Raw genomic sequence first — 22,127 nt, 5'->3', positions numbered from 1 at the left:
CGCCAAGTTAACCACAAGTCGGCGCGTCAGCAGGCACGCCGCCTCACTCCAGCAACGACTGCAGCAGCGCCCGCCCCTGCGGCCAGTCGCCCAGGCCGCTGTCGCCGTTGATATGCCCGGCCGCGCCGATATTGGCCCAGCGGCTGCCCCAGCGCAGCGCCGCGCCGTGGGCGTGCTCCAGGCTGGAAAAAGGGTCGTTGCTGCTGGCCACCAGCAGGCTGGGAAAGGCCAGCGGCAGGTCGGGCACCGGCACGAAGCCGTCGATGCTCAGCTGTGCGGCCGGGCCTTCCGGGTCCGGCGGGGCCACCAGCATGGCGGCGCGGATCGCCAGGCGGGTCTGCGCCGCCCAGTGCGCCACCAGCCCGCAGCCCAGGCTGTGGGCGACCAGCACGGTATGCGGCCCGCTGGCGGCGACCGCCTGCTCCAGCGCCGCCACCCACTCGCTGCAGAGCGGGCGCCACCAGTCGCGCTGCTCGACCCGGCGAAAGCGCGAATCGGCCTGCTGCCACCGGCTCTGCCAATGCTCGGGGCCGGAACCGCCGTAGCCGGGGATGATCAGGAATGTGTCGTCCATCTGCCGTGCCCTCCGTGTGCAAGAAGCGCAATCATGCCCGGCTGGTCGCCATTGCCGCCAGCCTCACTCACGAATGATGAACAGCTTGGTCACGAACCACTCGGTGCCCTTGTACAGGTAGCCCAGCGGCCCGTAGATGGTCGCCGGTTTCTGGGCCTCCTGCTGGCGCAGTTCGACGCGCACGGTGGCCATCTGGATCTGGTCCTTGAGGATGCGCATGCGCGCCTGCATGGAGTCGATCTCCGACTGGATGCGGTTCAGCTCGTTCTCGATCTGCAGGATGTCCTTGATGTCCCTGGCCTTGCCCAGCAGCTCCTTGAGGCGGTCACGCAGGGCGATGTTGTTCTGCAGGCGGGTTTCCACGTCGACGTACTGCTCGGTGACATCCTCGCCCTTGACGTGGCGCGAGAGCACCTTGCCGCTCTGCTCGACGCTGCCCAGGGCCGCCTCGAAGGCATCCGCCGGCACGCGGAAGACGAAGCTCTGGCTGTATTCGCCGTAGTCGCTCTTCTCCTCGACATAGCCGCCCAGCGCCAGCATGCGCTCGCTGAGCTGGTTGCGGGCCTTGCTCATGTCCGGCACCTGCAGGGAGAAATCGGCGGTCCACACCAGCAGGCGCCCGGAGGCCTTGCCCTGCACCGGCGCACTCGGCGCCGCGGTGGCCGACTCGGCGGCGACGCCGAGGTCACGGCCGTGGCTGGAACACCCAGCCAGAACACACAACAGGGCCAGGGCGGCCCATTGTTTCAGGTAGTTTTGCATCCGTTGCGCCCTCTCGGCTCATCCCTGTTGAACAGGCGCGGATCATACGGGGATCGATCGCCGCCTGGCGTGACCGCATTCGCGCCCCGTGCCGGCCCGGCTCCGGGCGCTCTGGCATCGCAATAATCGAGCCTGTTACGCAAACGTCATCATTTCGTCACCTGGCGCGGCGAGACTCTCTTGCCATTCGTCCTGGGGAGGTAATTTGATGTCCGTGAAATCCATGTTCAAACCTGTATCCATCGCTCTGCTGGCTGCGGCCATGGCCGCCTGCAGCAGCCAGGCTCCGGCACCGAAGGCGGAAAGCCTGAACAACGAAGACTGGTACCAGGTGCGTACCGAGGAAAGCCTCTACCTGTTCGACGACGCCACGGTCTACCGTGACTTCCTCGTCAGCGGCAAGGCGCCCTACCTGAAAGACCTGCAGCAGAAGGACAAGTACGGCCAGAACATCGTGCTGGCCCTGCGTGCCGAGGATCAGGGCAAGGATCTGAACAAGATCGCCGCCTACCAATTCCTCACCCAGAGCCTGCCGCCGGCCTCCAGCTTCTACGGCGAGATCCGCCAGGAAGGCATCATTTTCGTGGGCCAGCGCTACGGCGACATGGTCGACGTGAACAACCTCGGCGAGCCGATCTTCCGTCACACCGAAGTCGCCAGCGGCCCGAACGGCGAGCGCGTGGTCTACCTGCTGCAGAAAGAAGAGAAGAAGCCGGAAAAACTGATCAAGCAGTTCCAGATCAACAACGGCATCACCCCGGCCAAGGGCTGATCGCCAGCGCGGCACCGACCCGGCCCGGGGCAATCCCTGGCCGGGTTTCAGCCGTTGCGCCTAGGGTGCGCCGCGCGCACCTGACGAGCCGCAGAAGGCCCCGGTGCGCGCGGCGCACCCTACGCAAGAGTCGCCCGCCAGGCTAGCAGATCAGCCTCGCCGGTAGGGCAAGGCCGCCAGCGCCTGCTCGCGGTAGCGCAGCACCTGCTCGTGTTCCTCGCGCAGGAAACTCGCCACCGCCGCGCGCAGGCCGGCATGCTCCAGGTAATGCCAGGACTGCGTCAGCACCGGCTCGAAGCCGCGCACCAGCTTGTGCTCCCCCTGCGCCCCGGCGTCGAAGCGCTGCAGCCCGCCGGCAATCGCCTGCTCGATGCCCTGGTAGAAACAGGTCTCGAAGTGCAGGTTGGCGAAGTCCTGCAAACAGCCCCAGTAGCGCCCGTACAGCGAGTCGCCAGCGCTCAGCAGGAAGGCCATGGCCACCGGCCGCGCACCCTGGCGCACCAGGTTGACGCGGATGGCCTCGGGCATGCGCTCGGCCAGCAGGCTGAAGAATTCGCGGGTTAGATACGGCGCCTGGCCGCGCAGCCGATAGGTGTTGGCGTAGCAGCGATAGACGAAGTCCCACTGCGCCTCGCTCAGCTCATGCCCCGCCAGCCAGACGAACTCCAGGCCCTGCCCGGCCACCAGCTCGCGCTCCTTGCGCACCTGCTTGCGCTTGCGCGAGGCGAAGCCGTCGAGAAAATCCTGGAAGTCGCGGTAGCCGCGGTTGAACCAGTGGAACTGGCAACCGCTGCGCTGCAGCCAGCCCGGCTGGCGGGCCAGCAGCGCCGCCTCGGCCGGCTCGTTGAAGTTCAGGTGCCAGCTCGACAGGCCCTGCTCCCCCAGCGTGGCGCTCACCTCGCCCAGCAGTTGCGCACAGGCCGCCGGGGCGCCGAGCAGGCGCGGACCGACCACCGGCGAGAACGGCACTGCCGTCAGCAACTTGGGGTAGTAGGCGATGCCGGCACGCTGGCAGGCCTCGGCCCAACCCCAGTCGAACACGTACTCGCCGCGCGAGTGGCTCTTGATCCAGGCCGGCAGAATGGCGCGCAGCTCGCCCCGCGCGTCACGCCAGAGGCGATGGCTGGGCTGCCAGCCGGTGGCGGCCACGGCGCTGCCGCTGTCCTCCAGGCAGGCGAGAAAGGCATGGCGCAGGAAGGGCTGGGCGGCGCCGGGCAGCAGCGCGTCCCAGTCGGCGGCGGTGATCTGGCGGATCGAATCGAGGGTCTGTACGGGCATGCCGCAGTGTCCCTTTTCCTGGGGGCGAAAAAAAGCCCCGCCAATAGCGGGGCTCAGAGGAGCAGTCAGATGATGGGGTCTGACTTAGAACACGTACTGGGCACGCAGGGAGATGGCCTGGCCATCGTCGTCGTCATGCTCGCCACGCTTCTGCACGGCAACGGTTTCGGCATCCGACTTGGTCATCAGGTAGTTCAGCGACAGCTTGACGGCTTCGTTGGCGTACCAGTTCACACCCAGGGTGTGGACGTCGGCGGTGGTTTCGTCGATACCAGCCACGCCCAGGTTCTGGTCGTCATCCTCGACGGTCAGGTTGTCGAAGCGGTAGAACACTTCCCAGGCACCGTACTGCTTGTCAGCCGGCTTGATGGTGTCGAACTTGGCGCCGTCGAGTTTGTACACGCGCGATTCGCCGGTCAGGGTGTAGGCGAGCTGGGCGTTGTAGCCGGTGGCTTCGCGATCGCCATTGTCATCGGCGCCGGTCAGGTCACGCTTGAGGTATTCGCTCTGCACCGAGAACGGGCCGTACATGTAGGCGAATTCCAGGCCGACCACGCTGTCGTCGTCGAAGCCAGCGGTGTTGCCATCGGCACCGGCCAGCAGCACCTTGCCGGTGTTGCTCGAACCGCCCTGGTCGACGCCACGCACGCCCAGACGGGTATCGATCTTGCCGTCATAAGCCTTGGCGCCACCGTAGGTACGGGTCGCGTAGTCCAGACCGAAATGCAGCACCTGGGTTTCGCTGACGATCGGGGCGATCACGCCACGGGCGAAGAAGCTGTTGACGTCCTTGCCGTCGCTGTCTTCCAGGTAGTCGCCCTTGTCCTGCTGCTGGACGCTGGTCGAACCGTAGAACATGCCGCCGTAGGTGCCGTTGACCTGCACGCCCATGCCGTCTTCGTGGTCGGTGGTCCAGGAGGCCAGGTCCAGTACCGAGGAGCGCTCGATGGCGGTGACCCACTTGGAGCTGGTGGCTTTTTCCAGGCTGTAGTCGGGATCGAAACGACCGATCTTGATGTTGATCGGCGAGAAGCCGGTGTAGGTGATGGTCGCTTCGTCGAACTTCTGGCTCGAACCCGACTTGTCGGCGAAGTCGTAGTTGATCTGGTAGCGCCAGTCCTTGTAGTTGCCGCCCAGTTCCAGCTGAGCGCGACGGAAATAGGCTTCGTTGCCCGCGTCGTTGTTCTTGGTATAGAAACCGTCGAACTGATCGAAGTCGGCCTGCAGACGGCCACCCAGCTTGAAGCTGTATTGTTTGTCGGTGGTGGCGACTTCCAGACCGCTCTTGGTCTTGATGACGATGTCGGTACCGTCAGTGGTCACGGTGCCGGCGAAAGCCTGGGCGGAAACGGCCAGAGCCAGGGCGCTGGTTACGAAACCGGCGAAGTGCTTACGGATCATCGAAAATTCCCCTATTGGTCTTTTGCGTTGAAAACACGCGGGCAACTGCCCTTGGTGCTGGAGGGGAATCTTGGCGGGGGGTTATTTCAGACCGGTTTCTGATATATGAAAGTTCGATGACAGCGGAACTTTTTACTTCTTTTTCTAATAAGTGAACTCGGCGCCCTGCCCGGCGCCCGGCCGACGCTGTGCGCCGGGCCGGCGAGCCGGCCGCGGGCGGGAAAAACCCGGGTCATTTCGGCTCAGGGGCGGCGCCAGCGCCGCGCCAACCAGTAGTCCAGGCTGACCCAGCGTCCGGCCCCGGTGAAGAACAGCGCGACCAGCATCACCAGGTAGGTGGTGGCGAACTCGATGCCGTTGTTCAGCACCACCAGCTTGCCGCTGCTGGTCAGCCAGTCGTAATTGCCGTGCGCCTTGAGCAGGGTGCGGGCCCGTTCGAGCTTCTCCACCGAGGCCAGCACCCGTTCGTTGGCGAAGGGCGCGGACGGATCGGCGATCGCCTGCCAGCCGAACGGCCAGTGCACGCTGGCGATCGCCACCAGCATGGTCACCAGCAGCGGGATGCTGATCCAGCGCAGGGCCAGGCCGAACAGCAACAGCAGCGCCCCACCCGTCTCGGTCAGCGCCGCCAGCCAGGCCAGCAGCGCGGGGAACGGCAGGCCCAGGCCCCAGTCCGGGTTGCCGAACCAGGCGATGGTCGCGGGCATGTCGGCCAGCTTGTGCGTGCCGGCCATCCAGAAGATCGGCACCAGGTACAGGCGCAGCAGCAACGGGCCGAGAAAATCGAGGCGACGCGTGGCGTCCAGGGCATCCTGGAGGCGATTGAGCAGGGTCAGCATGGGCAGCTCCGCTAGCAGAGAATGTCCTGGCGCCGCCAGTCTTCCAGCAGCGCACGGGCATGGTTGAAATAGCTCGCGTCGGCGACCAGGCCGCTCTCCTCGGCCAGGGCCGCCAGCGCCGCGGCGCTGTCCTCGCCGGCCTGCAGGCGCAGGGCCAGGCGGTAGGCGAACGGCGCCAGCTGCTGGAAACGCACCCTGTCCGCGCGATCACGCCAGGCCAGCAGGCAGGTCGGCTCGGCCGGCGGCTGCGCCGGGCGGTATTCGGCGCTCAGCCGCTGCACCGGCCAGACATAGGCCAGCGGCCAGGCCAGGGGCGACCAGCCGTGCGCGGGCAGCTCCGCGCAGGCCACATCCAGGGCCAGCTCGACCCGCTCGTAGTGCGCCAGTTCGAGGAGGAACGGTGGATCATCCGCCTCGGCGACGAAGCCCTGCTGCAGCCAGCCGATGAACTCCTCGCCGATCTGCAGAAAGTATGGCGTGCGGCAGCGGTGCCCGGCGATGAAGCTGCGCACCAGGCGCTGCCAGCGCGCATCCTCGAACAGCCGGCGCAGCACCGGGAAACCGCTGCACAGGAAGCTCTCGATGTTGTTGAAGAACAGCGCCTCGTACACCGCCATGCGCTCGCCGGGGATGCCCGGCAGCAGCGCCTGCGCCGTGGGCTGGCGGATGCGGGCGGCGAAGGCCGCCTGGGCCTGCACGGCGTTCATGCCGCCGACTCCCGGCGCCTGTCGGCCAGCTGCTGCAGGGCGCGGATCTGCGCCACCTCGGCATACAGCTCGGCCAGCGGCGGGAAGTTGAAATCACGCTCGAGCAGGGTCGGACGCACGCCGTGGCGGGCGTAGGCATGTTCCAGCAGAGCCCACACCGGGTCGCACACCGGCGCGCCGTGGGTGTCGATCTTCAGGCCGGCGGCCTCGTCGGAATGCCCGGCCAGGTGCAGGTAGGCGATGCGTTCGCCGGGCATGGCGTCGATGTAGGCGCGCGGGTCGAAACTGAAATTGCTCGCGTTGACGTAGACGTTGTTGATGTCCAGCAGCAGCCGGCAGTCGGCCTCCGCCAGCACCGCGCGAATGAAGGTGGCCTCGTCCAGCTCGCCGGGCAGGCGCGCATAGGCCGAGACGTTCTCGATGATCAGCGGCCGCTGCAGCACCTCCTGCACCGTGCGGATACGCGCGGCGACGCGGCGCACCGACTCGTCGCTGAACGGCAGCGGCATCAGGTCGTACAGCTGGCCATCGTCGGCACAGGCCGACAGGTGCTCGCTGTAACCACGGATGCCGTGCTCGTCGAGAAAGGCCTTGATGGCCGCGAGCAGCTCGAAATCGAGCGGCGCGAAGCCACCGAGGTTGAGCGACAGACCATGGCAGAGCAGCGGCAGGCGCTCGCTCAGGCTGCGCAGCTGGCGGGCGAAGCGCCCGCCCACGCCGATCCAGTTTTCCGGGGCGAGTTCGAGGAAATCCACCTGCCCCTCGGCGCTGTCGAGCAGCGCCGGGAGCAGGCCGCGGCGCAGGCCGAGGCCGGCGCCGCTGACGAAAGGCTGCGAGGTCATGTGCGCCGTTCCTTACTCGGCCTTCGTCGCGCCGCAGCTGCCTTCCTTGGCCATCTTGCCTTCCTCGCCACAGCTGCCTTCCATGGCGGCTTTCTCGCCACCGCATTTGCCTTCGCCGGCCTTGCTGCCGTCGGCGGCCTTCATCTCGCCACCACACTTGCCTTCGCCGCAGGAACCTTCGTTAGCCTTCTCCTGGGCCGCCAGGCTGTAGCCGCTGCTCAGCTCCTCGGCGGCGAACGGGTTGCCGGCCGCCTGGGCGGTGAACGCGGCGGTGCTCAGCAGGGCGGCGCCCAGGGTGGCGACAACGGAATTCAGCTGTTTCATGGAGTCTCTCCGGTGGGGGTGATTGCGGAGGCCGGCATGGCCCCCTCGCAACACTAGACCCAGCAGACTACGGGGCGTTACAGCCAGGCGAAAAGTTTTTTCTGCGCCGGGCCGGCGCGCGGGGTGGACGCGGCTGAAGCCGCTGCCATGTGCATCACCCAGGCCGCAGAACGCGCCGGGGCCAATCGCTCAGGGCTGGCGACGCTGTTGCGCCAGGCGCTCGGCCAGGGCATCCAGCTCGGGGATGGCCGCATCCGGCAAGGCGCGCAGCACGCCCTGGGTCACCTTCATCTGGCGGATGAAGCGCCGGCAGTGGCGACACATGGCCAGGTGCGCGCGCACGCTGAGGCGCTCGCGCAGGCTCAGCTGGCCGTCGAGAAAATCACTGGAGTGGGCTACCAGTTCCTTGCAGCTCAGCATTGGCCGGTCTCCTCGAAATGCTCCAGGGTGGCGAACACCTTGAGCCGGGCGCGGTGCAGCAGCACCCGCACATTGGAGAGCGAAAGCTCGAGAAGATTACAGATCTCCTCCAGCTCCAGGCCCTGGCGCTCGCGCAGCAGCAGCACGCTGGCCTGCATCTCGGAGAGGCTGGCCAGGGTCTTTTCCAGGCACTGGCGCAGCTCGTCCTCGCCCAGCAGGGCCTCGGGCGAATCCTCGTGCCAGGCGTGCGGCGGGGTCAGCCAGTGGCCGTCGGCGGCGAAACGCTCGCCGCCGAGCGTGCCATGGGGCGCCGGCAGGTCATCCAGCAACACCTCGCGACGCCGCTGCTTGAGGCGGCTCTTGGCGGTATTGGCGGTGATGGTCAGCAGCCAGGTCTTCAGGCTGGAGCGGCGCTGGAAGCCGTCCAGATTGCGCACCACGGCGAGCCAGGCGTCCTGCACCACCTCGTCGGCATGTCGGCTGCCGACTATGGCATAGGCCACCGCGCGCATCGCGCCCTGGTAGGTCGCCACCAGTTCGCGAAAGGCCTGCTGCTCGCCTGCCAGCAGGCGCGGCAGCAGATCGTCATCGCTCATGGGCCTCCCGTAGGGTGCGCTCAGCGCACCTCAGGTTGCAGCACTCAATGCTTGCGCAGGATCACGCTACCGATGGAGTACCCGGCACCGAAGGAGCTGAGCACGCCCAGCGCGCCACTGGGCAGGTCGTCCTGATGCTTGTGGAAGGCGATCACCGAGCCGGCCGAACTGGTGTTGGCGTAGGTATCGAGGATCACCGGCGCCTCGCCCTCTTCGGCGTCGCGGCCGAGCAGCTTGCGGGCGATCAGCAGGTTCATGTTGAGGTTGGCCTGGTGCAGCCAGAAGCGCTTCACGTCGCCGACATTCAGCTGGTTCTCGGCCAGGTGCGCGGCGATCAGCTCGGCAACCATCGGGCAGACATCGCGGAACACCTTGCGGCCTTCCTGGACGAACAGCTTGTCCGGGGCACCGATGCCCTCCTCCGCGGCGCGGTTGAGGAAGCCGAAGTTGTTGCGGATGTTGTTGGAGAACTGGGTCAGCAGCTTGGTGCCGACGATGTCCCACTGCTGCGCCGAGGTCGCCAGGTCGGCGCGCTCGACGATCACCGCGGTGGCGGCATCGCCGAAGATGAAGTGGCTGTCGCGGTCGCGGAAGTTCAGGTGGCCGGTGCAGATCTCCGGGTTGACCATCAGCACGGCGCGGGCCTGGCCGGTCTGCACGGCGTTGTTGGCCGCCTGTAGGCCGAAGGTGGCCGAGGAACAGGCCACGTTCATGTCGTAGCCCCAGCCCTGGATGCCGAGGGCCGCCTGCACTTCGATGGCCACCGCCGGGTAGGCGCGCTGCAGGTTGGAGCAGGCGACGATCACCCCGTCGATATCGGCGACGGTCTTGCCGGCGCGCTGCAGGGCTTGCTTGGCGGCACCGACGGCCATCTCGCAGAGAATGCCCCACTCGTCGTTGGAACGCTCGGGGATGCGCGGGGTCATGCGCTGCGGGTCGAGAATGCCGGCCTTGTCCATCACGTAGCGGCTCTTGATGCCTGATGCCTTCTCGATGAAGGCCACGCTGGACTCGCTCAGCGCCTCGACCTCGCCCCGCTCGATGGCGGCGGCGTTGTCGCTGTTGAACTGCTGAACGTAGCTGTTGAAGGAAGCCACCAGCTCCTCGTTGGAGATGCTGTTAGCCGGGGTATACAGGCCAGTGCCACTGATTACGGCTTTGTGCACGGGGCGTTCCTCTTCGTCTGGGTCGCGCTGGCGACCAGGTGTGCGATAAGCCCGCGGCCAGCCGCAGGCAGAAATTCTTGGACCGGCAAAGCGGCAACGCCGGTGGCGGCACGCCTGTCGTAAGCGGCAGAGTGTGCCACAGCCGGGCGCCCGGCGCTGCCCCGACAGACTGCCGGCGACGCGGCCCCTGCTAGGGAAGATGCCTGCCAGCCCACCCGGGACACAGGCCTTCCCCGCCATAGAACAGGGCATAACGGCCACCGCAACAAGCACCCGGCCTTGTGCGGCGCGGCGCCCATGGGCTAGCGTGCAGGCTGGATGAGCGGCCTCCCGGCGGCTCCCGCCCTACCGGGGATCGACCATGGCCCTGCACACCTGGCTCATCTACCTTGGCACCGTCATCGGCCTGGCGCTGACGCCCGGCCCCAACGGCCTGCTCGCCCTCAGCCACGGCGCCCTGTATGGCCACCGGCGCGCCCTGTGGACGGTGAGCGGCGGCGTGCTCGGCTTCGTCCTGCTGATGGCCCTGTCGATGTTCGGCCTGGCCGCCCTGCTGCAGGCCTCGGTCGACGCGCTGATCCTGCTCAAGTGGCTCGGCGGCGCCTACCTGATCTGGCTCGGCGTGCAGCTCTGGCGCGCCCCGCCGTTGCACCTGGCCGCGCTCGTCCCGGCAGCCGCCAGGCCCGGTCCGCTGCTGTTGCGCCAGGGCCTGCTGGCGGCGGTCTCCAACCCCAAGGTGATCCTGTTCTACGCCGCCTTCCTGCCGCAGTTCCTCGACCCGGCGGCGGACCTCTGGCTGCAGTTCGCCGTCATGGCGCTGACCTTCGCCCTGGTCGAAGGCCTGGTGGAATATGCCCTGGCGCGCATGGCCCAGCGCATCCGCCCCTGGCTGGAGCGCAGCGGCAAGGTCTTCAACCGTGGTTGCGGCGGCCTGTTCACCGCGATGGGCCTGGCCCTGCCGCTGACCCGCTGAAACCGGCACACGCATCCGCCTCCCGAGCGAGCCGGTTTCTCGGTAAGCTGTGTAGCGCGCGCCCGCGCCCCAGCCCAAGGTCGCCACCCGCCATCGCCATGCACCTACTGCCGCTCGCTTTCCTGCTGTTGAGCGCCGCCCTCGCCGCCGAGGAGCGGCCGCTGCGCTTTGCCGTGACCGAAAGCTGGGCCATGCCGATGATGCAGATCGACGGCCGGCGCGCCACCGGTGGCATTCTCTACGACCTGCAGACCCGCCTGGCGCAGAAGATCGGGCGGCGCGCCGAACTGCTGGTCATGCCGCGCCTGCGCGTGCAGCAGATGCTGGTGCGCGGCGAGATCGACGTGCGCTGCTACGTCACCCAGGACTGGCTGCAGGAGTCCCATCACCAGTACATCTGGAGCGTGCCCTTCATGGTCCAGCGCGACCTGCTGGTGAGCCGCCGCGACAGCGCCGCGCTCGACCCGCGCCGACTGCCGGGCGAAACGATCGGCACCGTGCTGGGCTTCAGCTATCCGCAGCTGCAAGCGCTGTTCGCCAGCGGCCAGCTGCGCCGCGACGACGCCCGCACCCAGGAACAGGCCCTGGACAAGCTGGAGGCGCGGCGCTACCGCTACGCCGTCAGCAACGAGCTGTCCCTCGACTGGTACAACCGTCGGCAGCCCGCCGAACGCAAGCTGCAAGCGGTGGGCGAAGTGACCGCCGACCCGGTTGCCTGCATCGTCCGCGACGAGCCGGATGTGCCGACCATGCGCCTGCTGCGCGCCCTGGTACGAATGAAGCTGGACGGCGAGTTCGAGGCGATCCTGGCCAAGTACCGCTGAGCCGGCGGCCCGCCTTTAGTCGGCTCGCGCCCCGCCCACCCGGATGCGGGGTTAGCCTGACAAATGGGGGATTGCCAACCCCGCTGCGGCGGGAAGGAGGAAGCCATGTCCATGGCCGACTGGCGGATGCAGGGCGACGAATTCGTCACCTGCAACTGCGACTGGGGCTGCCCCTGCCAATTCAGCGCCCGACCCAGCCGCGGCAAGTGCGAAGCCGTGGTGTCGATGCGCATCGACCGGGGCCATTTCAACGAAACCCTTCTCGACGGCCTGTGCTGGGTCGGCATGTTCGCCTGGCCGGGCGCCATCCACGAAGGCAACGGCCGCTGCCAGGTGTTCATCGACCAGCGCGCCAGCGCCGAACAGCGCAACGCCCTGCTGACCATTCTCTCCGGCGCCGAAACCGACCCCGGCGCCACCGTGTTCAATGTGTTCGCCGGGACCATCAGCGAGATGCACGACCCCCAGTTCGTCGCCATCGAACTGAGCGTCGATGTCGCCGGGCGCCAGGCCCGGGTCCGCATTCCCGAGGTGCTGGAAGCCAGCGGCGAGCCGATCCGCAATCCGGTCAGCGGCGAAGCCCAGCGCGTGCGCCTGGTGCTGCCCGACGGCTTCGAGTTCAACGAAGCGGAAATGGCCAGCGGCAGCTTCCAGACTCAGGGACCGATCCACATCCAGGCGCAGCACAGCCATGGCCACTTCGCCCACCTGCACTTCACCGGGCGCGGCGTGGTGCGCTAGCTGTGTAAACCCAGTACGTTTTTCAACGGCCTGCTAGCCGCTGCGGTCAACGACAACCGCCCGCTCGGCAACAGGCCAGGGCGGGTGCCGGGCTGCCTGTCGCTGCTGATCGCCCGAGCCTAGACCCGAGGACTTCAGCAGGGGCAGCCCAGGTGGCGGGCTGCAGCTGCCCTGGCGCTGTTCACAACCCCGACTTCAACTTGCTGAACGCCCGGGTCAGCGCCCGGTTGAACGCCGGGCTGTTGTCGTTCTTGGTGTACAGCCCATTGCGCAGCGCCTGCGGCGGGTAGGTGCCGGGGTCGGCGAGGAGGGCTGGGTCGACCGTCGCCTGCGCGGCCGGCACTGCATTGGCGTAGTAGATGCTGTTGCTGATGGCACCGATCACCTCCGGGGTCATCAGGTGATCCATCAACGCCAGCGCTGCCTCCGGATGCGGCGCATCCTTGGGAATCACCATGGCGTCGAACCAGATCAGCGTGCCTTCGCGCGGGATGCTGTAGTGCAGGCTGTACGGCTTGCCCGCCTGCTGCGCCTGGCCGGCGGCAATCGACACGTTGCCGTTCCACGACATCGCCAGGCAGGTATCGCCATTGGCCAGGTCGGCGATATTGCGGTCGTTGTCGAAGTAGCGGATCGACGGCCGCACCTTGGCCAGGTGCGCCGCGGCCAGCTTGAGGTCGTCGAGGCTCTGCCGGTTGATGTCCAGGCCCAGGTAGCGGAAGGTCGCGGCGAACACCTCGTTGGGATCGTTGAGGAAACTCACCCCGCAGTCGGCGAACCTGGCCACCACCGCCGGGTCGAGCAGCATGCTCCAGCTGTCGGTCGGCGCATCCGCCATGCGCTTGGCGATGGCCTGCTGCTGATAGCCGAACCCTGTGGTGCCCCACACGTACAACCCGGCATAGCGATTGCCCGGATCGAAGGCCGCCATATGCCCGGTGAACTCGCCATCCAGCCCGGCGAAGTGCGGCAGCGCGGCCTTGTCCAGCGGCTGCAGCGCACCGCTCTGGATCGACCGCTGCAGGTGCTGGCCGGCGGTCAGCACCAGGTCGTAGCCGCTGCGCCCGGTGAGCAGCTTGGTCTCCACCGTCTCCAGCGAGTCGAAGTGGTCGACCACCACCTTGATCCCGGTCTTCGCCTCGAAGGACGACAGGGTGTCCGGCGCCAGGTACTCGTTCCAGATATACAGGTTGACCTGCTTGGGCGCCTCGCCCGCCAGTGCGTGCGCGCTAACGGCCAGGCCCAGGGCCAACAGAGTGGCATGCAGTTTCATCGGAGCCTCCTAGGCGCGCTGCGGCGCGGCGTATTGCGGCATGGTGATGCAGGCGACGTTGCCGCCGCCGAGGAGGATTTCCCGCGAGTTGTCGATACCGAGGATGCGATGCTGCGGGAACAGCTCGGCCAGGGTGGCCTGGGCCACGCGGTCGCAGGGGTCGTTGAACAGCGGCACGACGATGGCCGAGTTGCCGGCGTAGTAGTTGATGTAGGAGGCGCAGATCTGCGTGCCGGCCTGGCGCGTGTGGGTCGCGTCGTCCTGGTCCAGGCCCTCGGCCTCCTCCGCCGTCCACTGCAGCACACGCGGCTGCGGCAGCTTGTGCACCTGCAGCTCACGCCCTCGGGCGTCGCGGCTGCTGCGCAGGATGTCGTAGGCCTCCTGGTAGATTTCCCACTGCGGATCGTTGCGGTCGTCGGTCCACTGCATCACCACCACGCCGGGGCGAACGAAGCAGGCCAGGTCGTCGATATGGCCGTCGGTTTCGTCGAACTTGCAGCCGCGCGGCAACCAGATTACCTGCTCGGCACCGAGGTAATCGCCGAGCCGGCGGGTCATCTCGTCCTTGCCCAGGTGGGCGTTGCGGTTGCGGTTGAGCAGGCACTGCTCGGTGGTCAGCAGGGTGCGCTGGCCATCGGTCTGGATGCCGCCCATCTCGGCGATAAAGGGCGCGCGGTAGCGGTCGTAGCCTTCGATCTCGAGGATCTTCTGCGCGATCTGGTCGTCCTTGTCCCACGGGTAGTACAAGCCGCCGTCGAGGCCGCCGTAGGCGTTGAACTCAAAGTCCACACCGCGCACCTCAAGGGTGTCGTCATTGACCAGGAAGGCCGGGCCGCTGTCGCGAAACCAGGTGTCGTTGCAGGTCATTTCCACCACCCGCACATGGGCCGGCAGCTGGCGACGGGCGTTGGCGTACTGGCTGGCCGAGGCGCACACGGTGACCGGCTCACTGCTGGCGATGGCGCTGACGATATCGACCCAGACTTTCTGCGCCGGCTTGGCCCCGTTGCGCCACACGTCGGTACGCTCCGGCCAGCCGAGCCAGCAACGGGCCTTGGGTTCGAATTCACCGGGCAGGCGGAAGCCGTCGGTTTTGGGCAGAGAGGTCAGGGAACGGGCCATTGCAGGGTACTCGTCGGTGGCTGTTGGATAGCTCGACAGTACCCGCGGCAGAGCGCCCGCGACCAATGACCATTATCGCGGGATAGCTGAATCTAATTCACAGGTCGACCAGCTGATCGGTGAACCATTCGACGAACTGCGCCACCGCCGGTTTATCCAGGCGCAGCCGCTCGCAGACCAGCGCGTATTGCCCGAGCGAGGCCACGCTGGCGGCGAACGGGCGCACCAGACGGCCGCTGGCCAGATCCTCGGCGCTGGTCAGGTTGTCGCCGATGGCCACGCCCTGGCCGCGCGCGGCGGCCTCCATGGTCAGCCCGGCATGGCCGAGGTAGAGATGGCGCTGTGGCTGGATATCGCCGGCATGGGTGGTCAGCCAGGCGGTCCAGGTCTTGCCGTCCTGATCGTCGTGCAGCAGGCAGTGGCGCGCCAGGTCGCGCGGGTGCTTGAGCGGCAGCTGGTTGAACAGGCCGGGGCTGCACACCGGGAAGAACAGCAGGATCGGCAACGGCCGCACGAAGTAGGCGCTGCCATCGGCCGGGCCGGTGCCATAGGTGATCGCCAGGTCGATCTCCTCGCCAGGCTGGGTCGCCTCCAGCGGCTGTTCGTAAAGGTGCAGGGTGATCTGCGGGTAGCGCTCGCTGAAATCGGCCAGGCGCCCGACCAGCCACTTCTGCGCCAGCTCGGCGGTCACCGCGATGCGCAGTTGCGCCTGGGAACCGGGGTCGCGCAGCTCGTCGCAAGCCTCGCCGATCAGCTCGAAGGCCTGCTGCAGGCTGCGCAGCAGGCGCTTGGCCTGTGGCGTGGGGCGTACCTGGCGGCCATCGCGCTGGAACAGCCGCGTGCCGAGCTGCTCTTCGAGCTGGCGGATCTGGTGGCTGACTGCGCTGTCGGTGACGCACAGCTCGGCGGCGGCGCGACCGAAATGCGCGTGCCGCGCCGCCGACTCGAAGGTACGCAACGCGGTGAGGGACGGCAGGCGACGCATCACAATGGCTTCCCGGCAAAAGCCGCATGCTTGCCCAGGATGGCCGCTGGCGTCCAGCGCCAAGACCGCTCAGGCACCACCAACACTCGCCTAACAGCGAACAGCGCACGCCCGCCGATACAGGCTTGCAGGGGGAGTCAGGGCTGCGGCTGATCCGGCAGAATGTCGAAGCCGCCCTTGTTCTGGCTGACGATGCGAAAGGCATGGGTCTCGCCGGCCTTGACCGGCACGGCCAGCTCGCGCAGCAGGCGGCCCTTGCTGCACAGGGTGTCGTCCTGCTTGTCCAGGGTGATGCCCACCACGCGGGTGCCGGCCGGCACCTGGAAGCTCGCCACCTCGCCCACGCCGATGCGCGCGGCCACCTGGCGATCCACCTCGATGGCCACGTAGCAGCCGCCGCCCATCATGCCCAGGTCGCGGTTGACCACGATCTGCCCGCCGCCCTCGCGCGCCTCCTGAAAGGCCAGCAGTCGATCGGCCGGCACCGGACGCACATCCTCGGAATCGGCACGAAAAGACGAGCAACCGGCGAGCAACAACAGAGGCAGAACCGCAGAGATCAAGCGCATGGAAGCCCTCCTTGGGCGATCGAAGATGTGGCCCCAGTATTGGCGCTCGCGCCGTTCGCCACAAGCCGGGCGCGTACAGACTTTGCCGCCCCGTGCGCCGTCCCAGCCGGGGTGGACCCCAGCCTGTGCCACAGCCCGCCACGGGCAACTTGTGCGGCCTGCGGCGAATGGCTAATGTCGCCGACAGGCCAGCCGCGCATGGAGCGCGGTGGCGGCCACGGAGCCAGAACCGGCAAGGAGCCCCGCCATGCAGTCCCCCCGCCCTCTTCCACACTTCCTGGCCAGCCTGGCCCTGCTCGGCTGCCTCGGCGCCGGGAGCGCCTGGGCCACCACCTGCACCATCGTCGTCGATCCGTCCGATGCGCCCGGCGTCGAGGCGCTCAAGGCAAAGGCCGCAGTGGGCGATGCCTGCGCCCAGTTCAACCTCGGCTATGTGTACTACACGCGCCAGGCCTACCCCGTCAGCGAGCTGTGGTATGCCCAGGCCGCGGACCAGGGGGTCGCCCGCGCGGCCTTCGAGCTGGCCATCCTCTACCGCGACGAGCTGCTCCCCGGTGGCGATGCCAAACGCATTCCCCTGCTGGAGCAGGCCGCCAACCAGGGCCTCGACCTGGCCCAGGTGGAGCTGGGCGTCGACTACCTGCTCCAGGGCGACGACCTGCAGCAACAGTTCATCGCCATGCAGTGGTTCGAAAAGGCCGCCGTGCAGGGCAACACCCACGCCCAGTACCTCCTCGCCGAGGAATACTGGACCGACGACAACGGCATTCAGGACATCAGCAGCGACGACGGGCTCGCCGAGCGTTACGTCAGCAACGACGACAAGGCTCTGCAGTGGTTATGCAAGGCCGCCCTGGGCGGCCATGAGCAAGCCCAGTACGCCCTCAGCCATGCCTACAGCATCGGCCGCGGCATGCCGAGCAACCAGATCCAGCGCCGTCTCTGGCTGGAAAAGGCCGCGGCCAGTGGCCATAAGGACGCCATCGCCGAACTCGATACCAGCGATACCGCCTGGTACACCCAGGCCGAACAGTGGCTCAAGCGCCAGACCGTCAGCGAGGAAGCCCGCTGCCCGGATGTCGCCCTGGCCCTGGAGCAATAAGCCCGGTGCGCACGGCCCGGTACGCAGCCGGGGCGGCGCTCCACACGCCATACTCAGCCCAGGCGCGCCAGCAAGCGTGCCTGCAGTTTTTCCAGCTCGGCCGGGTCGGCCTTGGCGCTGGCGTGGATGCCCAGGCTTTCGCCGGCATAACGCGGGATCACATGCATGTGGATGTGGAACACCGTCTGCCCGGCCGGCGCGCCGTTGAACTGTGCCACCTGCACGCCGGCCGGCTGCAGCTCGTCCACCAGCACGCGGGTCAGGCGCTGCACCACGGCCATCACCTTGGCCAGGCTGGCGCTGTCGATTTCCAGGATATTGCGCGCCTGCGCCTGCTTCGGGATCACCAGCGTGTGGCCGAAGGACTGCGGGAACACATCGAGGAAGGCCAGCACCTCGTCATCCTCGTACAGCTTGTAGCAGGGGGCCTCGCCGCGAATGATCTTGGCAAAGATGTTCTGTTCATCGTAAGTGCCGTGCAGGCTCATCAGGGTTCTCCAGTAGGGTGGGCGAAGGAGCGAACCATACCGGTTTCGACCCGCCGGGCAAAACCCGAGACCTGACCGAGCGGACATTCGCCGTTATCCTGCCCTTTTCCGCCACCCCGACCGGAGCGCCCATGCCAGACCTGTCCGCCTTCCCCATCACGCAAAAATGGCCCGCCACCCAGCCCGAGCGCCTGCAGCTCTACTCGCTGCCCACCCCCAACGGGGTCAAGGTGTCGATCATGCTGGAAGAGACCGGCCTGCCCTACGAGCCGCACCTGGTCAGCTTCGAGCGCAACGACCAGCTCAGCGCGGAATTCCTCTCGCTCAACCCGAACAACAAGATCCCCGCCATCCTCGACCCCAATGGCCCGGACGGCCTGCCACTGGCGCTGTTCGAGTCCGGCGCGATCCTGCTTTATCTCGCCGAGAAGACCGGCCAACTGCTGCCCCGGGACGCCGCCGCGCGCTACCAGACCATCCAGTGGCTGATGTGGCAGATGGGCGGCGTCGGCCCGATGTTCGGCCAGGTCGGCTTCTTCCATAAATTCGCCGGCAAGGACTACGCGGACAAACGCCCGCGCGATCGCTACATCGACGAAGCCAAGCGCCTGCTCGGCGTGCTCGACCAGCGCTTGCAAGGCCGCGAGTGGGTCATGGGCGACGCCTACAGCATTGCCGACATCGCCATCTTCCCCTGGGTACGCAACCTGATCGGCTTCTACGGGGCCGGCGAACTGGTGGAGTTCGAGCGCTTTACCCAGGTGCAGCGGGTTCTCGAACGATTCCTCGCGCGCCCGGCGGTAGTGCGGGGGCTGGGGATTCCGCAGCGGGATTGAACGGTTGGCGCCTGCGCCCAATGCTCTCGGTGTTCGCAGGCGAAGCTGCAGGCCAATCCCGCCGCCCAGGTCAAGTACCTTCAAGCTGGCCCTCTAATCGCTGCGCACCAGTCTCTCGACCACGCGGCGAGTCAGCGGGCTGATCAGCAGCACCAACGGGAACGCCAGCAGCCAGGCCGTCAGCCATGCGCTGAGCCACAGGCTGGCAAAGCTGGGAATCAGGCCCGTGGCACGGAAGGTGGAAAGTCCCGACACCAGCAGAGACATCACCCCCGAGAGAATCAGGGCGAACAGCAGCGGGCTGTATTTTCTCGGGATCATCGAACGGTCTCCGGGCTCTGCTTGAGCGGGCTGCCGTGCTGCAGGCGCTGCAGCGTGGCGGCGAAGTTCTGCCCGAACAGCCGCGCGGTCTTGATATCGCCCGGCACAAACGAGTCGGCGGATGAGGCCTTTTCCGCCTGGGCCATCAGGCCCGACCAGGAACCGAGACGGTTCGCCGCCTCATCGTACGCAACCCCAAGGTGCTGCTCCGGCAGAATCGGATTGCCGACCCACAGCATGCCGTGCTGCATGCAGAAGACGAACATCGACAGCAACGTCGATTGTTTGTCCCCGGCTGGCAACGCCGACACCGTGAAACCTGCCGCCAAGCGCCCGCGCAGCTGCTGGGTGCGCCACAGCCCACCGGTAGCATCCATGAATGCCTTGACCTGGGCCGACACCCCGCCGAGGTAAGTGGGTGAACCGAGGAGGTAGGCGTCGAAGCCGAGCAAGGCCTCTGGCGCCGTGGCCAGGTCTTGCGCCTGCAACAGGTCAACTTCAATACCGGGCACGCTGCGCGCACCCTCGGCAACGATGCGGGCAATGTGCTCGGTATGCCCATGGGCACTGTGGTAAATCACCGCGACTTTCTTCATGACTGGTACTCCAGGTGATGAGTGATCTGTTTCTGCGCTCAGCGCAACAGTGCGCCGATCAATACAGCGGCCAGGTAGAGGCCCAGGCCAAACACGCCGTGATTGGCCACGCTCTTGATGCAGTTGCGCAGTGGGGTTGGCGTTTTGCTGGCGGCGAAACCGGAGCCCATGGCCGGCTGGATCACCAGCAAGGGGATGCTGACCGTGGCGACCCCTACCAGCAGCGCGGGAAGCAGGGTCGGCCTGCTGGCCCAGTCCAGGCCGACGAGGGCCAGCAGCAGCGCGGCAAAGGCGATGCCGGTGGCGTAGTGCATCAGCCAGCCCAGGGCCAGTTCGCCGCGGATCGGCGGCGCCTTGGCGATGGCCGCATGGGCCACCTGGCCGCGCAGCAGGTGCCCCACCCAGCGGCCGATAAAGGCAAAGTTCAGGGTCGGCACGCCGCTGTACTTCAACAGCATCAGCCAGGCATCCATCAGCGCCGTCGCCACGATGCCGATGCCGGCAGCCAGGGTTATGAATTGCATTAAGTGCGTCATCAGGACCTCCTCAAGGTTGACCCGCCAGGGGTTCTGCCTGAATCTACAAGTTCAAGTAAACTTGAGGTCAAGGGGTATCTGATGGATATCGCTGAAGTAGCCCGACGCTCCGGCGTACCGGCATCGGCACTGCGTTTCTACGAGGAAAAGGGGCTAATCGCTTCGCTCGGCCGCCAGGGTGAGCGACGCAGCTTTGCGCCGCAGATTCTGGACCAGCTGGCACTGATTTCCCTCGGCCAGTCCGCCGGCTTCACCCTAGACGAAATACGCTCGATGTTCGCCCCCGGCGGCGCGCCGGCTATCGACCGGCAGATGCTCGCGGCCAAGGCCGATGAGCTCGATGCCACCATCAAGCGCCTGCAGGCCATGAGCAATGGCTTACGCCATGCGGCGGCCTGCCCGGCGCCGAGCCACGCCGAGTGCCCCACCTTCCAGCGCCTGGTGCAAGCGGCGGCGGCCAGCGCGCATGAGCGCAAGCACCGCAAGGGCGAGCGCAAGGGCTTGCGTAAGTGAATTGAGCGGACTGCCCCGGCCTGCCGGGCACGCTTTAGTCGGAGGACAACAAAGGCCGCTGGCGGCGCGCAGCGACCTCACTCATGCGGCATGCCATAGCGCTTGAGCAGTTGCTTGCAGCGCCCGGACAGGTGCAACACGCGCAGCTGCTTGCCGGCCCTGGCGTAACGCTCGCGCAGGGTCTTCAGCGCGGCGATGGCCGAGTAGTCGACGAAGCTCAGGTGGCGACAGTCGAGGACGACCTGCTGCGGATCGTTGGCCGGGTCGAACTGGTCGAGGAAGGGCGTGGTCGAGGCGAAGAACAGCGTGCCGTGCAGGCTGTAGAGCTTGCTGCCATCGGCTTGCAGATGGCTGTCGGCATACAGTTCGCGGGCGTGCTGCCAGGCGAAGTTGAGCGCGGCGATGACGATGCCGCACAGCACCGCGGTGGCCAAGTCGGTGAACACGGTGATGCTGGTTACCGCAATGATCACCAGCACATCGTTCAGCGGCACCCGGTTGAGCACCCGCAGCGAGGCCCAGGCGAAGGTCTGCTGCGCCACCACGAACATCACCCCGACCAGCGCGGCCAGCGGAATGCGCTCGATCAAGGGCGAGAGAAACAGCACGAACAGCAGGATCATCACCCCGGCCACCACGCCGGAGAGCCGGCCGCGGCCGCCGGAGCTGAGGTTGATCACGGTCTGGCCGATCATCGCGCAGCCGCCCATGCCGCCGAACACCCCGGAAACCATGTTGGCCGCGCCCAGGGTCACGCACTCGCGATCCGGAAAGCCGCGGCTCTCGGTGATCTCGTCGGTCAGGTTCAGCGTCAGCAGGGTTTCCAGCAGGCCGACCAGGCCCATCAATAGCGCGTAGGGCGCGACGATGCGCAGGGTTTCCAGGGTCCAGGGCACCTGCGGCAGGGCAAACTCCGGCAGGCCGCCGGCGATGTGCGCCATGTCGCCCAGGGTGTGGGTCGGCAGGCCGAGCAGGTACACCGCCAGGCCCACGCCGAGGATCGCCACCAGCGCCGGCGGCACGCTGCGAGTCAGGCGCGGCAGCAGGTAGACGATGGCCATGGTCAGCGCCACCAGACCGAGCATCAGGTACAGCGCGTTGCCGCTGAGCCAGGCCTCGCCCTGTTTGAAGTGCTCCAGCTGGGCCAGGGCGATGATGATCGCCAGGCCGTTGACGAAGCCGATCATCACCGAGTGCGGCACCATGCGGATCAGCTTGCCCAGGCGCAACACGCCGAAGGCGATCATCAGCAGCCCGCCCAGCAACACGGTGGCCAGCAGGTACTGCACGCCGTGCTCGACCACCAGCGCGACTATCACCACCGCCATCGAGCCGGCGGCACCGGAGACCATGCCCGGCCGCCCGCCGAACAGCGCGGTCAGGGTGCAGATGATGAAGGCGCCGTACAGCCCCATCAGCGGATTGAGGTGCGCCACCAGGGCGAAGGCGATGCACTCGGGCACCAGCGCGAAGGAGGTGGTGAGCCCGGCCAGGACGTCGGCACGCAGACGTTTCACTTTCATGCAATGACCCAAGGGCGGACCGGCAAGGCCGGGCCGCGGAGCGT

At 67.1% G+C, this 22,127-nt stretch carries 27 protein-coding genes; 7 read left to right on the top strand and 20 right to left on the bottom strand.

Features of this window, described 5'->3' with window-relative positions; genetic code table 11:
- Nucleotides 1-43 precede the first annotated feature (43 nt).
- Both F3I62_RS17760 and F3I62_RS17755 read right to left on the bottom strand, forming a co-directional pair.
- The gene (locus tag F3I62_RS17760; protein WP_160490977.1) at nt 44-574 is read right to left on the bottom strand and encodes an alpha/beta hydrolase; all 531 of its coding nucleotides are present in this window, start codon (nt 572-574) and stop codon (nt 44-46) included.
- Nucleotides 575-637: 63 nt separating this feature from the next.
- Nucleotides 638-1,336 (bottom strand): DUF4349 domain-containing protein, encoded by a 699-nt coding sequence (locus tag F3I62_RS17755; RefSeq protein WP_160490976.1) that lies wholly within the window; start codon nt 1,334-1,336, stop codon nt 638-640.
- A 208-nt stretch (nt 1,337-1,544) separates the two neighbouring features.
- On the opposite strand from F3I62_RS17755, the gene F3I62_RS17750 reads away from it, so the two are divergent.
- Entirely contained in the window at nt 1,545-2,108 is a 564-nt protein-coding gene (locus tag F3I62_RS17750; protein WP_256667811.1) for a hypothetical protein, read from the top strand.
- A gap of 150 nt (nt 2,109-2,258) precedes the next feature.
- Here F3I62_RS17750 and F3I62_RS17745 read toward each other — a convergent pair whose 3' ends face one another.
- From F3I62_RS17745 to F3I62_RS17705, 9 genes are all read right to left on the bottom strand, one after another.
- Complete coding sequence (locus F3I62_RS17745) at nt 2,259-3,386, bottom strand: GNAT family N-acetyltransferase (RefSeq protein ID WP_160490974.1); 1,128 nt, start codon at nt 3,384-3,386, stop codon at nt 2,259-2,261.
- Nucleotides 3,387-3,470: 84 nt separating this feature from the next.
- Nucleotides 3,471-4,787, bottom strand: coding sequence for an OprO/OprP family phosphate-selective porin (locus F3I62_RS17740; RefSeq protein WP_160490973.1), 1,317 nt, complete (start codon nt 4,785-4,787; stop codon nt 3,471-3,473).
- A gap of 242 nt (nt 4,788-5,029) precedes the next feature.
- On the bottom strand, nt 5,030-5,626 hold the full coding sequence (locus F3I62_RS17735; protein WP_160490972.1) for a DoxX family protein: 597 nt from the start codon (nt 5,624-5,626) through the stop codon (nt 5,030-5,032).
- Between the two features lie 11 nt (nt 5,627-5,637).
- Entirely contained in the window at nt 5,638-6,333 is a 696-nt protein-coding gene (locus F3I62_RS17730) for a DUF2063 domain-containing protein (protein WP_160490971.1), read from the bottom strand.
- Entirely contained in the window at nt 6,330-7,175 is an 846-nt protein-coding gene (locus tag F3I62_RS17725) for a DUF692 domain-containing protein (RefSeq protein WP_160490970.1), read from the bottom strand. Before F3I62_RS17725 ends, F3I62_RS17730 begins: the two co-directional genes overlap by 4 nt.
- Nucleotides 7,176-7,187: 12 nt before the next feature.
- Entirely contained in the window at nt 7,188-7,499 is a 312-nt protein-coding gene (locus F3I62_RS17720; RefSeq protein ID WP_160490969.1) for a hypothetical protein, read from the bottom strand.
- 189 nt (nt 7,500-7,688) lie between these two features.
- A complete protein-coding gene (locus F3I62_RS17715) occupies nt 7,689-7,919 on the bottom strand; it encodes an anti-sigma factor (RefSeq protein WP_160490968.1) in 231 nt (76 codons plus the stop codon).
- A complete protein-coding gene (locus F3I62_RS17710) occupies nt 7,913-8,515 on the bottom strand; it encodes an RNA polymerase sigma factor (RefSeq protein ID WP_160490967.1) in 603 nt (200 codons plus the stop codon). Before F3I62_RS17710 ends, F3I62_RS17715 begins: the two co-directional genes overlap by 7 nt.
- Nucleotides 8,516-8,559: 44 nt before the next feature.
- Nucleotides 8,560-9,681: a beta-ketoacyl-ACP synthase III gene (locus tag F3I62_RS17705; protein ID WP_160490966.1), complete on the bottom strand. Its 1,122-nt coding sequence runs from the start codon at nt 9,679-9,681 to the stop codon at nt 8,560-8,562.
- Nucleotides 9,682-10,042: 361 nt separating this feature from the next.
- Here F3I62_RS17705 and F3I62_RS17700 point away from each other — a divergent pair, with 361 nt between their 5' ends.
- The 3 genes from F3I62_RS17700 to F3I62_RS17690 all read left to right on the top strand — a co-directional run bounded on the left by F3I62_RS17700 (nt 10,043) and on the right by F3I62_RS17690 (nt 12,219).
- Nucleotides 10,043-10,654, top strand: a complete 612-nt coding sequence (locus tag F3I62_RS17700) for a LysE family translocator (RefSeq protein ID WP_160490965.1) — start codon at nt 10,043-10,045, stop codon at nt 10,652-10,654.
- A 98-nt stretch (nt 10,655-10,752) separates the two neighbouring features.
- Nucleotides 10,753-11,478, top strand: coding sequence for an ABC transporter substrate-binding protein (locus F3I62_RS17695; protein ID WP_160490964.1), 726 nt, complete (start codon nt 10,753-10,755; stop codon nt 11,476-11,478).
- 105 nt (nt 11,479-11,583) lie between these two features.
- Nucleotides 11,584-12,219, top strand: a complete 636-nt coding sequence (locus F3I62_RS17690; RefSeq protein ID WP_160490963.1) for a DUF1326 domain-containing protein — start codon at nt 11,584-11,586, stop codon at nt 12,217-12,219.
- 181 nt (nt 12,220-12,400) lie between these two features.
- Here F3I62_RS17690 and F3I62_RS17685 read toward each other — a convergent pair whose 3' ends face one another.
- The 4 genes from F3I62_RS17685 to F3I62_RS17670 form a co-directional block, all read right to left on the bottom strand.
- Nucleotides 12,401-13,492: an extracellular solute-binding protein gene (locus F3I62_RS17685; RefSeq protein WP_160490962.1), complete on the bottom strand. Its 1,092-nt coding sequence runs from the start codon at nt 13,490-13,492 to the stop codon at nt 12,401-12,403.
- Between the two features lie 9 nt (nt 13,493-13,501).
- Nucleotides 13,502-14,614: an agmatine deiminase gene (gene aguA / locus F3I62_RS17680; RefSeq protein ID WP_160490961.1), complete on the bottom strand. Its 1,113-nt coding sequence runs from the start codon at nt 14,612-14,614 to the stop codon at nt 13,502-13,504.
- A 97-nt stretch (nt 14,615-14,711) separates the two neighbouring features.
- Nucleotides 14,712-15,599, bottom strand: coding sequence for a LysR substrate-binding domain-containing protein (locus F3I62_RS17675; protein ID WP_160490960.1), 888 nt, complete (start codon nt 15,597-15,599; stop codon nt 14,712-14,714).
- Nucleotides 15,600-15,736: 137 nt separating this feature from the next.
- Nucleotides 15,737-16,168 (bottom strand): 3-isopropylmalate dehydratase, encoded by a 432-nt coding sequence (locus F3I62_RS17670; protein ID WP_160490959.1) that lies wholly within the window; start codon nt 16,166-16,168, stop codon nt 15,737-15,739.
- Nucleotides 16,169-16,415: 247 nt separating this feature from the next.
- Here F3I62_RS17670 and F3I62_RS17665 point away from each other — a divergent pair, with 247 nt between their 5' ends.
- Entirely contained in the window at nt 16,416-17,270 is an 855-nt protein-coding gene (locus F3I62_RS17665; RefSeq protein WP_160490958.1) for a tetratricopeptide repeat protein, read from the top strand.
- Nucleotides 17,271-17,323: 53 nt separating this feature from the next.
- Here the strand turns inward: F3I62_RS17665 and F3I62_RS17660 are convergent, their stop codons facing one another.
- Nucleotides 17,324-17,758 carry an HIT family protein gene (locus tag F3I62_RS17660; protein WP_160490957.1) on the bottom strand — a complete coding sequence of 145 codons (435 nt, stop codon included), beginning with the start codon at nt 17,756-17,758 and terminating at the stop codon, nt 17,324-17,326.
- Between the two features lie 131 nt (nt 17,759-17,889).
- Here F3I62_RS17660 and F3I62_RS17655 point away from each other — a divergent pair, with 131 nt between their 5' ends.
- Nucleotides 17,890-18,594: a glutathione S-transferase N-terminal domain-containing protein gene (locus F3I62_RS17655; RefSeq protein ID WP_160490956.1), complete on the top strand. Its 705-nt coding sequence runs from the start codon at nt 17,890-17,892 to the stop codon at nt 18,592-18,594.
- 93 nt (nt 18,595-18,687) lie between these two features.
- On the opposite strand, the gene F3I62_RS17650 is transcribed toward F3I62_RS17655, so the two are convergent.
- The 3 genes from F3I62_RS17650 to F3I62_RS17640 are packed head-to-tail and all read right to left on the bottom strand — an operon-like array spanning nt 18,688 to nt 20,035.
- Nucleotides 18,688-18,915, bottom strand: a complete 228-nt coding sequence (locus F3I62_RS17650) for a DUF2798 domain-containing protein (RefSeq protein WP_160490955.1) — start codon at nt 18,913-18,915, stop codon at nt 18,688-18,690.
- Entirely contained in the window at nt 18,912-19,511 is a 600-nt protein-coding gene (locus F3I62_RS17645) for a flavodoxin family protein (RefSeq protein WP_160490954.1), read from the bottom strand. Before F3I62_RS17645 ends, F3I62_RS17650 begins: the two co-directional genes overlap by 4 nt.
- 38 nt (nt 19,512-19,549) lie before the next feature.
- A complete protein-coding gene (locus F3I62_RS17640) occupies nt 19,550-20,035 on the bottom strand; it encodes a DUF2938 domain-containing protein (protein WP_160490953.1) in 486 nt (161 codons plus the stop codon).
- A gap of 93 nt (nt 20,036-20,128) precedes the next feature.
- On the opposite strand from F3I62_RS17640, the gene F3I62_RS17635 reads away from it, so the two are divergent.
- Entirely contained in the window at nt 20,129-20,560 is a 432-nt protein-coding gene (locus F3I62_RS17635; RefSeq protein ID WP_160490952.1) for a helix-turn-helix domain-containing protein, read from the top strand.
- Between the two features lie 77 nt (nt 20,561-20,637).
- Here F3I62_RS17635 and F3I62_RS17630 read toward each other — a convergent pair whose 3' ends face one another.
- Nucleotides 20,638-22,083 carry a SulP family inorganic anion transporter gene (locus F3I62_RS17630; protein WP_160490951.1) on the bottom strand — a complete coding sequence of 482 codons (1,446 nt, stop codon included), beginning with the start codon at nt 22,081-22,083 and terminating at the stop codon, nt 20,638-20,640.
- Nucleotides 22,084-22,127: the final 44 nt, after the last annotated feature.

Source organism: Pseudomonas sp. R-28-1W-6 (assembly GCF_009799925.1).
Taxonomy (GTDB): Bacteria; Pseudomonadota; Gammaproteobacteria; order Pseudomonadales; family Pseudomonadaceae; genus Aquipseudomonas.
Note: the sequence above shows the minus strand (reverse complement) of the source record. Positions and strands in the feature narration are given on the sequence as shown.

Excerpts from the sequence above, each read along its gene's own strand:
- F3I62_RS17760 (WP_160490977.1), bottom strand. The coding sequence starts at position 574 with ATGGACGACACATTCCTGATCATCCCCGGCTACGGCGGTTCCGGCCCC.
- F3I62_RS17755 (WP_160490976.1), bottom strand. The coding sequence starts at position 1,336 with ATGCAAAACTACCTGAAACAATGGGCCGCCCTGGCCCTGTTGTGTGTT.
- F3I62_RS17750 (WP_256667811.1), top strand. The coding sequence starts at position 1,545 with ATGTCCGTGAAATCCATGTTCAAACCTGTATCCATCGCTCTGCTGGCT.
- F3I62_RS17745 (WP_160490974.1), bottom strand. The coding sequence starts at position 3,386 with ATGCCCGTACAGACCCTCGATTCGATCCGCCAGATCACCGCCGCCGAC.
- F3I62_RS17740 (WP_160490973.1), bottom strand. The coding sequence starts at position 4,787 with ATGATCCGTAAGCACTTCGCCGGTTTCGTAACCAGCGCCCTGGCTCTG.
- F3I62_RS17735 (WP_160490972.1), bottom strand. The coding sequence starts at position 5,626 with ATGCTGACCCTGCTCAATCGCCTCCAGGATGCCCTGGACGCCACGCGT.
- F3I62_RS17730 (WP_160490971.1), bottom strand. The coding sequence starts at position 6,333 with ATGAACGCCGTGCAGGCCCAGGCGGCCTTCGCCGCCCGCATCCGCCAG.
- F3I62_RS17725 (WP_160490970.1), bottom strand. The coding sequence starts at position 7,175 with ATGACCTCGCAGCCTTTCGTCAGCGGCGCCGGCCTCGGCCTGCGCCGC.
- F3I62_RS17720 (WP_160490969.1), bottom strand. The coding sequence starts at position 7,499 with ATGAAACAGCTGAATTCCGTTGTCGCCACCCTGGGCGCCGCCCTGCTG.
- F3I62_RS17715 (WP_160490968.1), bottom strand. The coding sequence starts at position 7,919 with ATGCTGAGCTGCAAGGAACTGGTAGCCCACTCCAGTGATTTTCTCGAC.
- F3I62_RS17710 (WP_160490967.1), bottom strand. The coding sequence starts at position 8,515 with ATGAGCGATGACGATCTGCTGCCGCGCCTGCTGGCAGGCGAGCAGCAG.
- F3I62_RS17700 (WP_160490965.1), top strand. The coding sequence starts at position 10,043 with ATGGCCCTGCACACCTGGCTCATCTACCTTGGCACCGTCATCGGCCTG.
- F3I62_RS17695 (WP_160490964.1), top strand. The coding sequence starts at position 10,753 with ATGCACCTACTGCCGCTCGCTTTCCTGCTGTTGAGCGCCGCCCTCGCC.
- F3I62_RS17690 (WP_160490963.1), top strand. The coding sequence starts at position 11,584 with ATGTCCATGGCCGACTGGCGGATGCAGGGCGACGAATTCGTCACCTGC.
- F3I62_RS17685 (WP_160490962.1), bottom strand. The coding sequence starts at position 13,492 with ATGAAACTGCATGCCACTCTGTTGGCCCTGGGCCTGGCCGTTAGCGCG.
- aguA (WP_160490961.1), bottom strand. The coding sequence starts at position 14,614 with ATGGCCCGTTCCCTGACCTCTCTGCCCAAAACCGACGGCTTCCGCCTG.
- F3I62_RS17675 (WP_160490960.1), bottom strand. The coding sequence starts at position 15,599 with ATGCGTCGCCTGCCGTCCCTCACCGCGTTGCGTACCTTCGAGTCGGCG.
- F3I62_RS17670 (WP_160490959.1), bottom strand. The coding sequence starts at position 16,168 with ATGCGCTTGATCTCTGCGGTTCTGCCTCTGTTGTTGCTCGCCGGTTGC.
- F3I62_RS17665 (WP_160490958.1), top strand. The coding sequence starts at position 16,416 with ATGCAGTCCCCCCGCCCTCTTCCACACTTCCTGGCCAGCCTGGCCCTG.
- F3I62_RS17660 (WP_160490957.1), bottom strand. The coding sequence starts at position 17,758 with ATGAGCCTGCACGGCACTTACGATGAACAGAACATCTTTGCCAAGATC.
- F3I62_RS17655 (WP_160490956.1), top strand. The coding sequence starts at position 17,890 with ATGCCAGACCTGTCCGCCTTCCCCATCACGCAAAAATGGCCCGCCACC.
- F3I62_RS17650 (WP_160490955.1), bottom strand. The coding sequence starts at position 18,915 with ATGATCCCGAGAAAATACAGCCCGCTGCTGTTCGCCCTGATTCTCTCG.
- F3I62_RS17645 (WP_160490954.1), bottom strand. The coding sequence starts at position 19,511 with ATGAAGAAAGTCGCGGTGATTTACCACAGTGCCCATGGGCATACCGAG.
- F3I62_RS17640 (WP_160490953.1), bottom strand. The coding sequence starts at position 20,035 with ATGCAATTCATAACCCTGGCTGCCGGCATCGGCATCGTGGCGACGGCG.
- F3I62_RS17635 (WP_160490952.1), top strand. The coding sequence starts at position 20,129 with ATGGATATCGCTGAAGTAGCCCGACGCTCCGGCGTACCGGCATCGGCA.
- F3I62_RS17630 (WP_160490951.1), bottom strand. The coding sequence starts at position 22,083 with ATGAAAGTGAAACGTCTGCGTGCCGACGTCCTGGCCGGGCTCACCACC.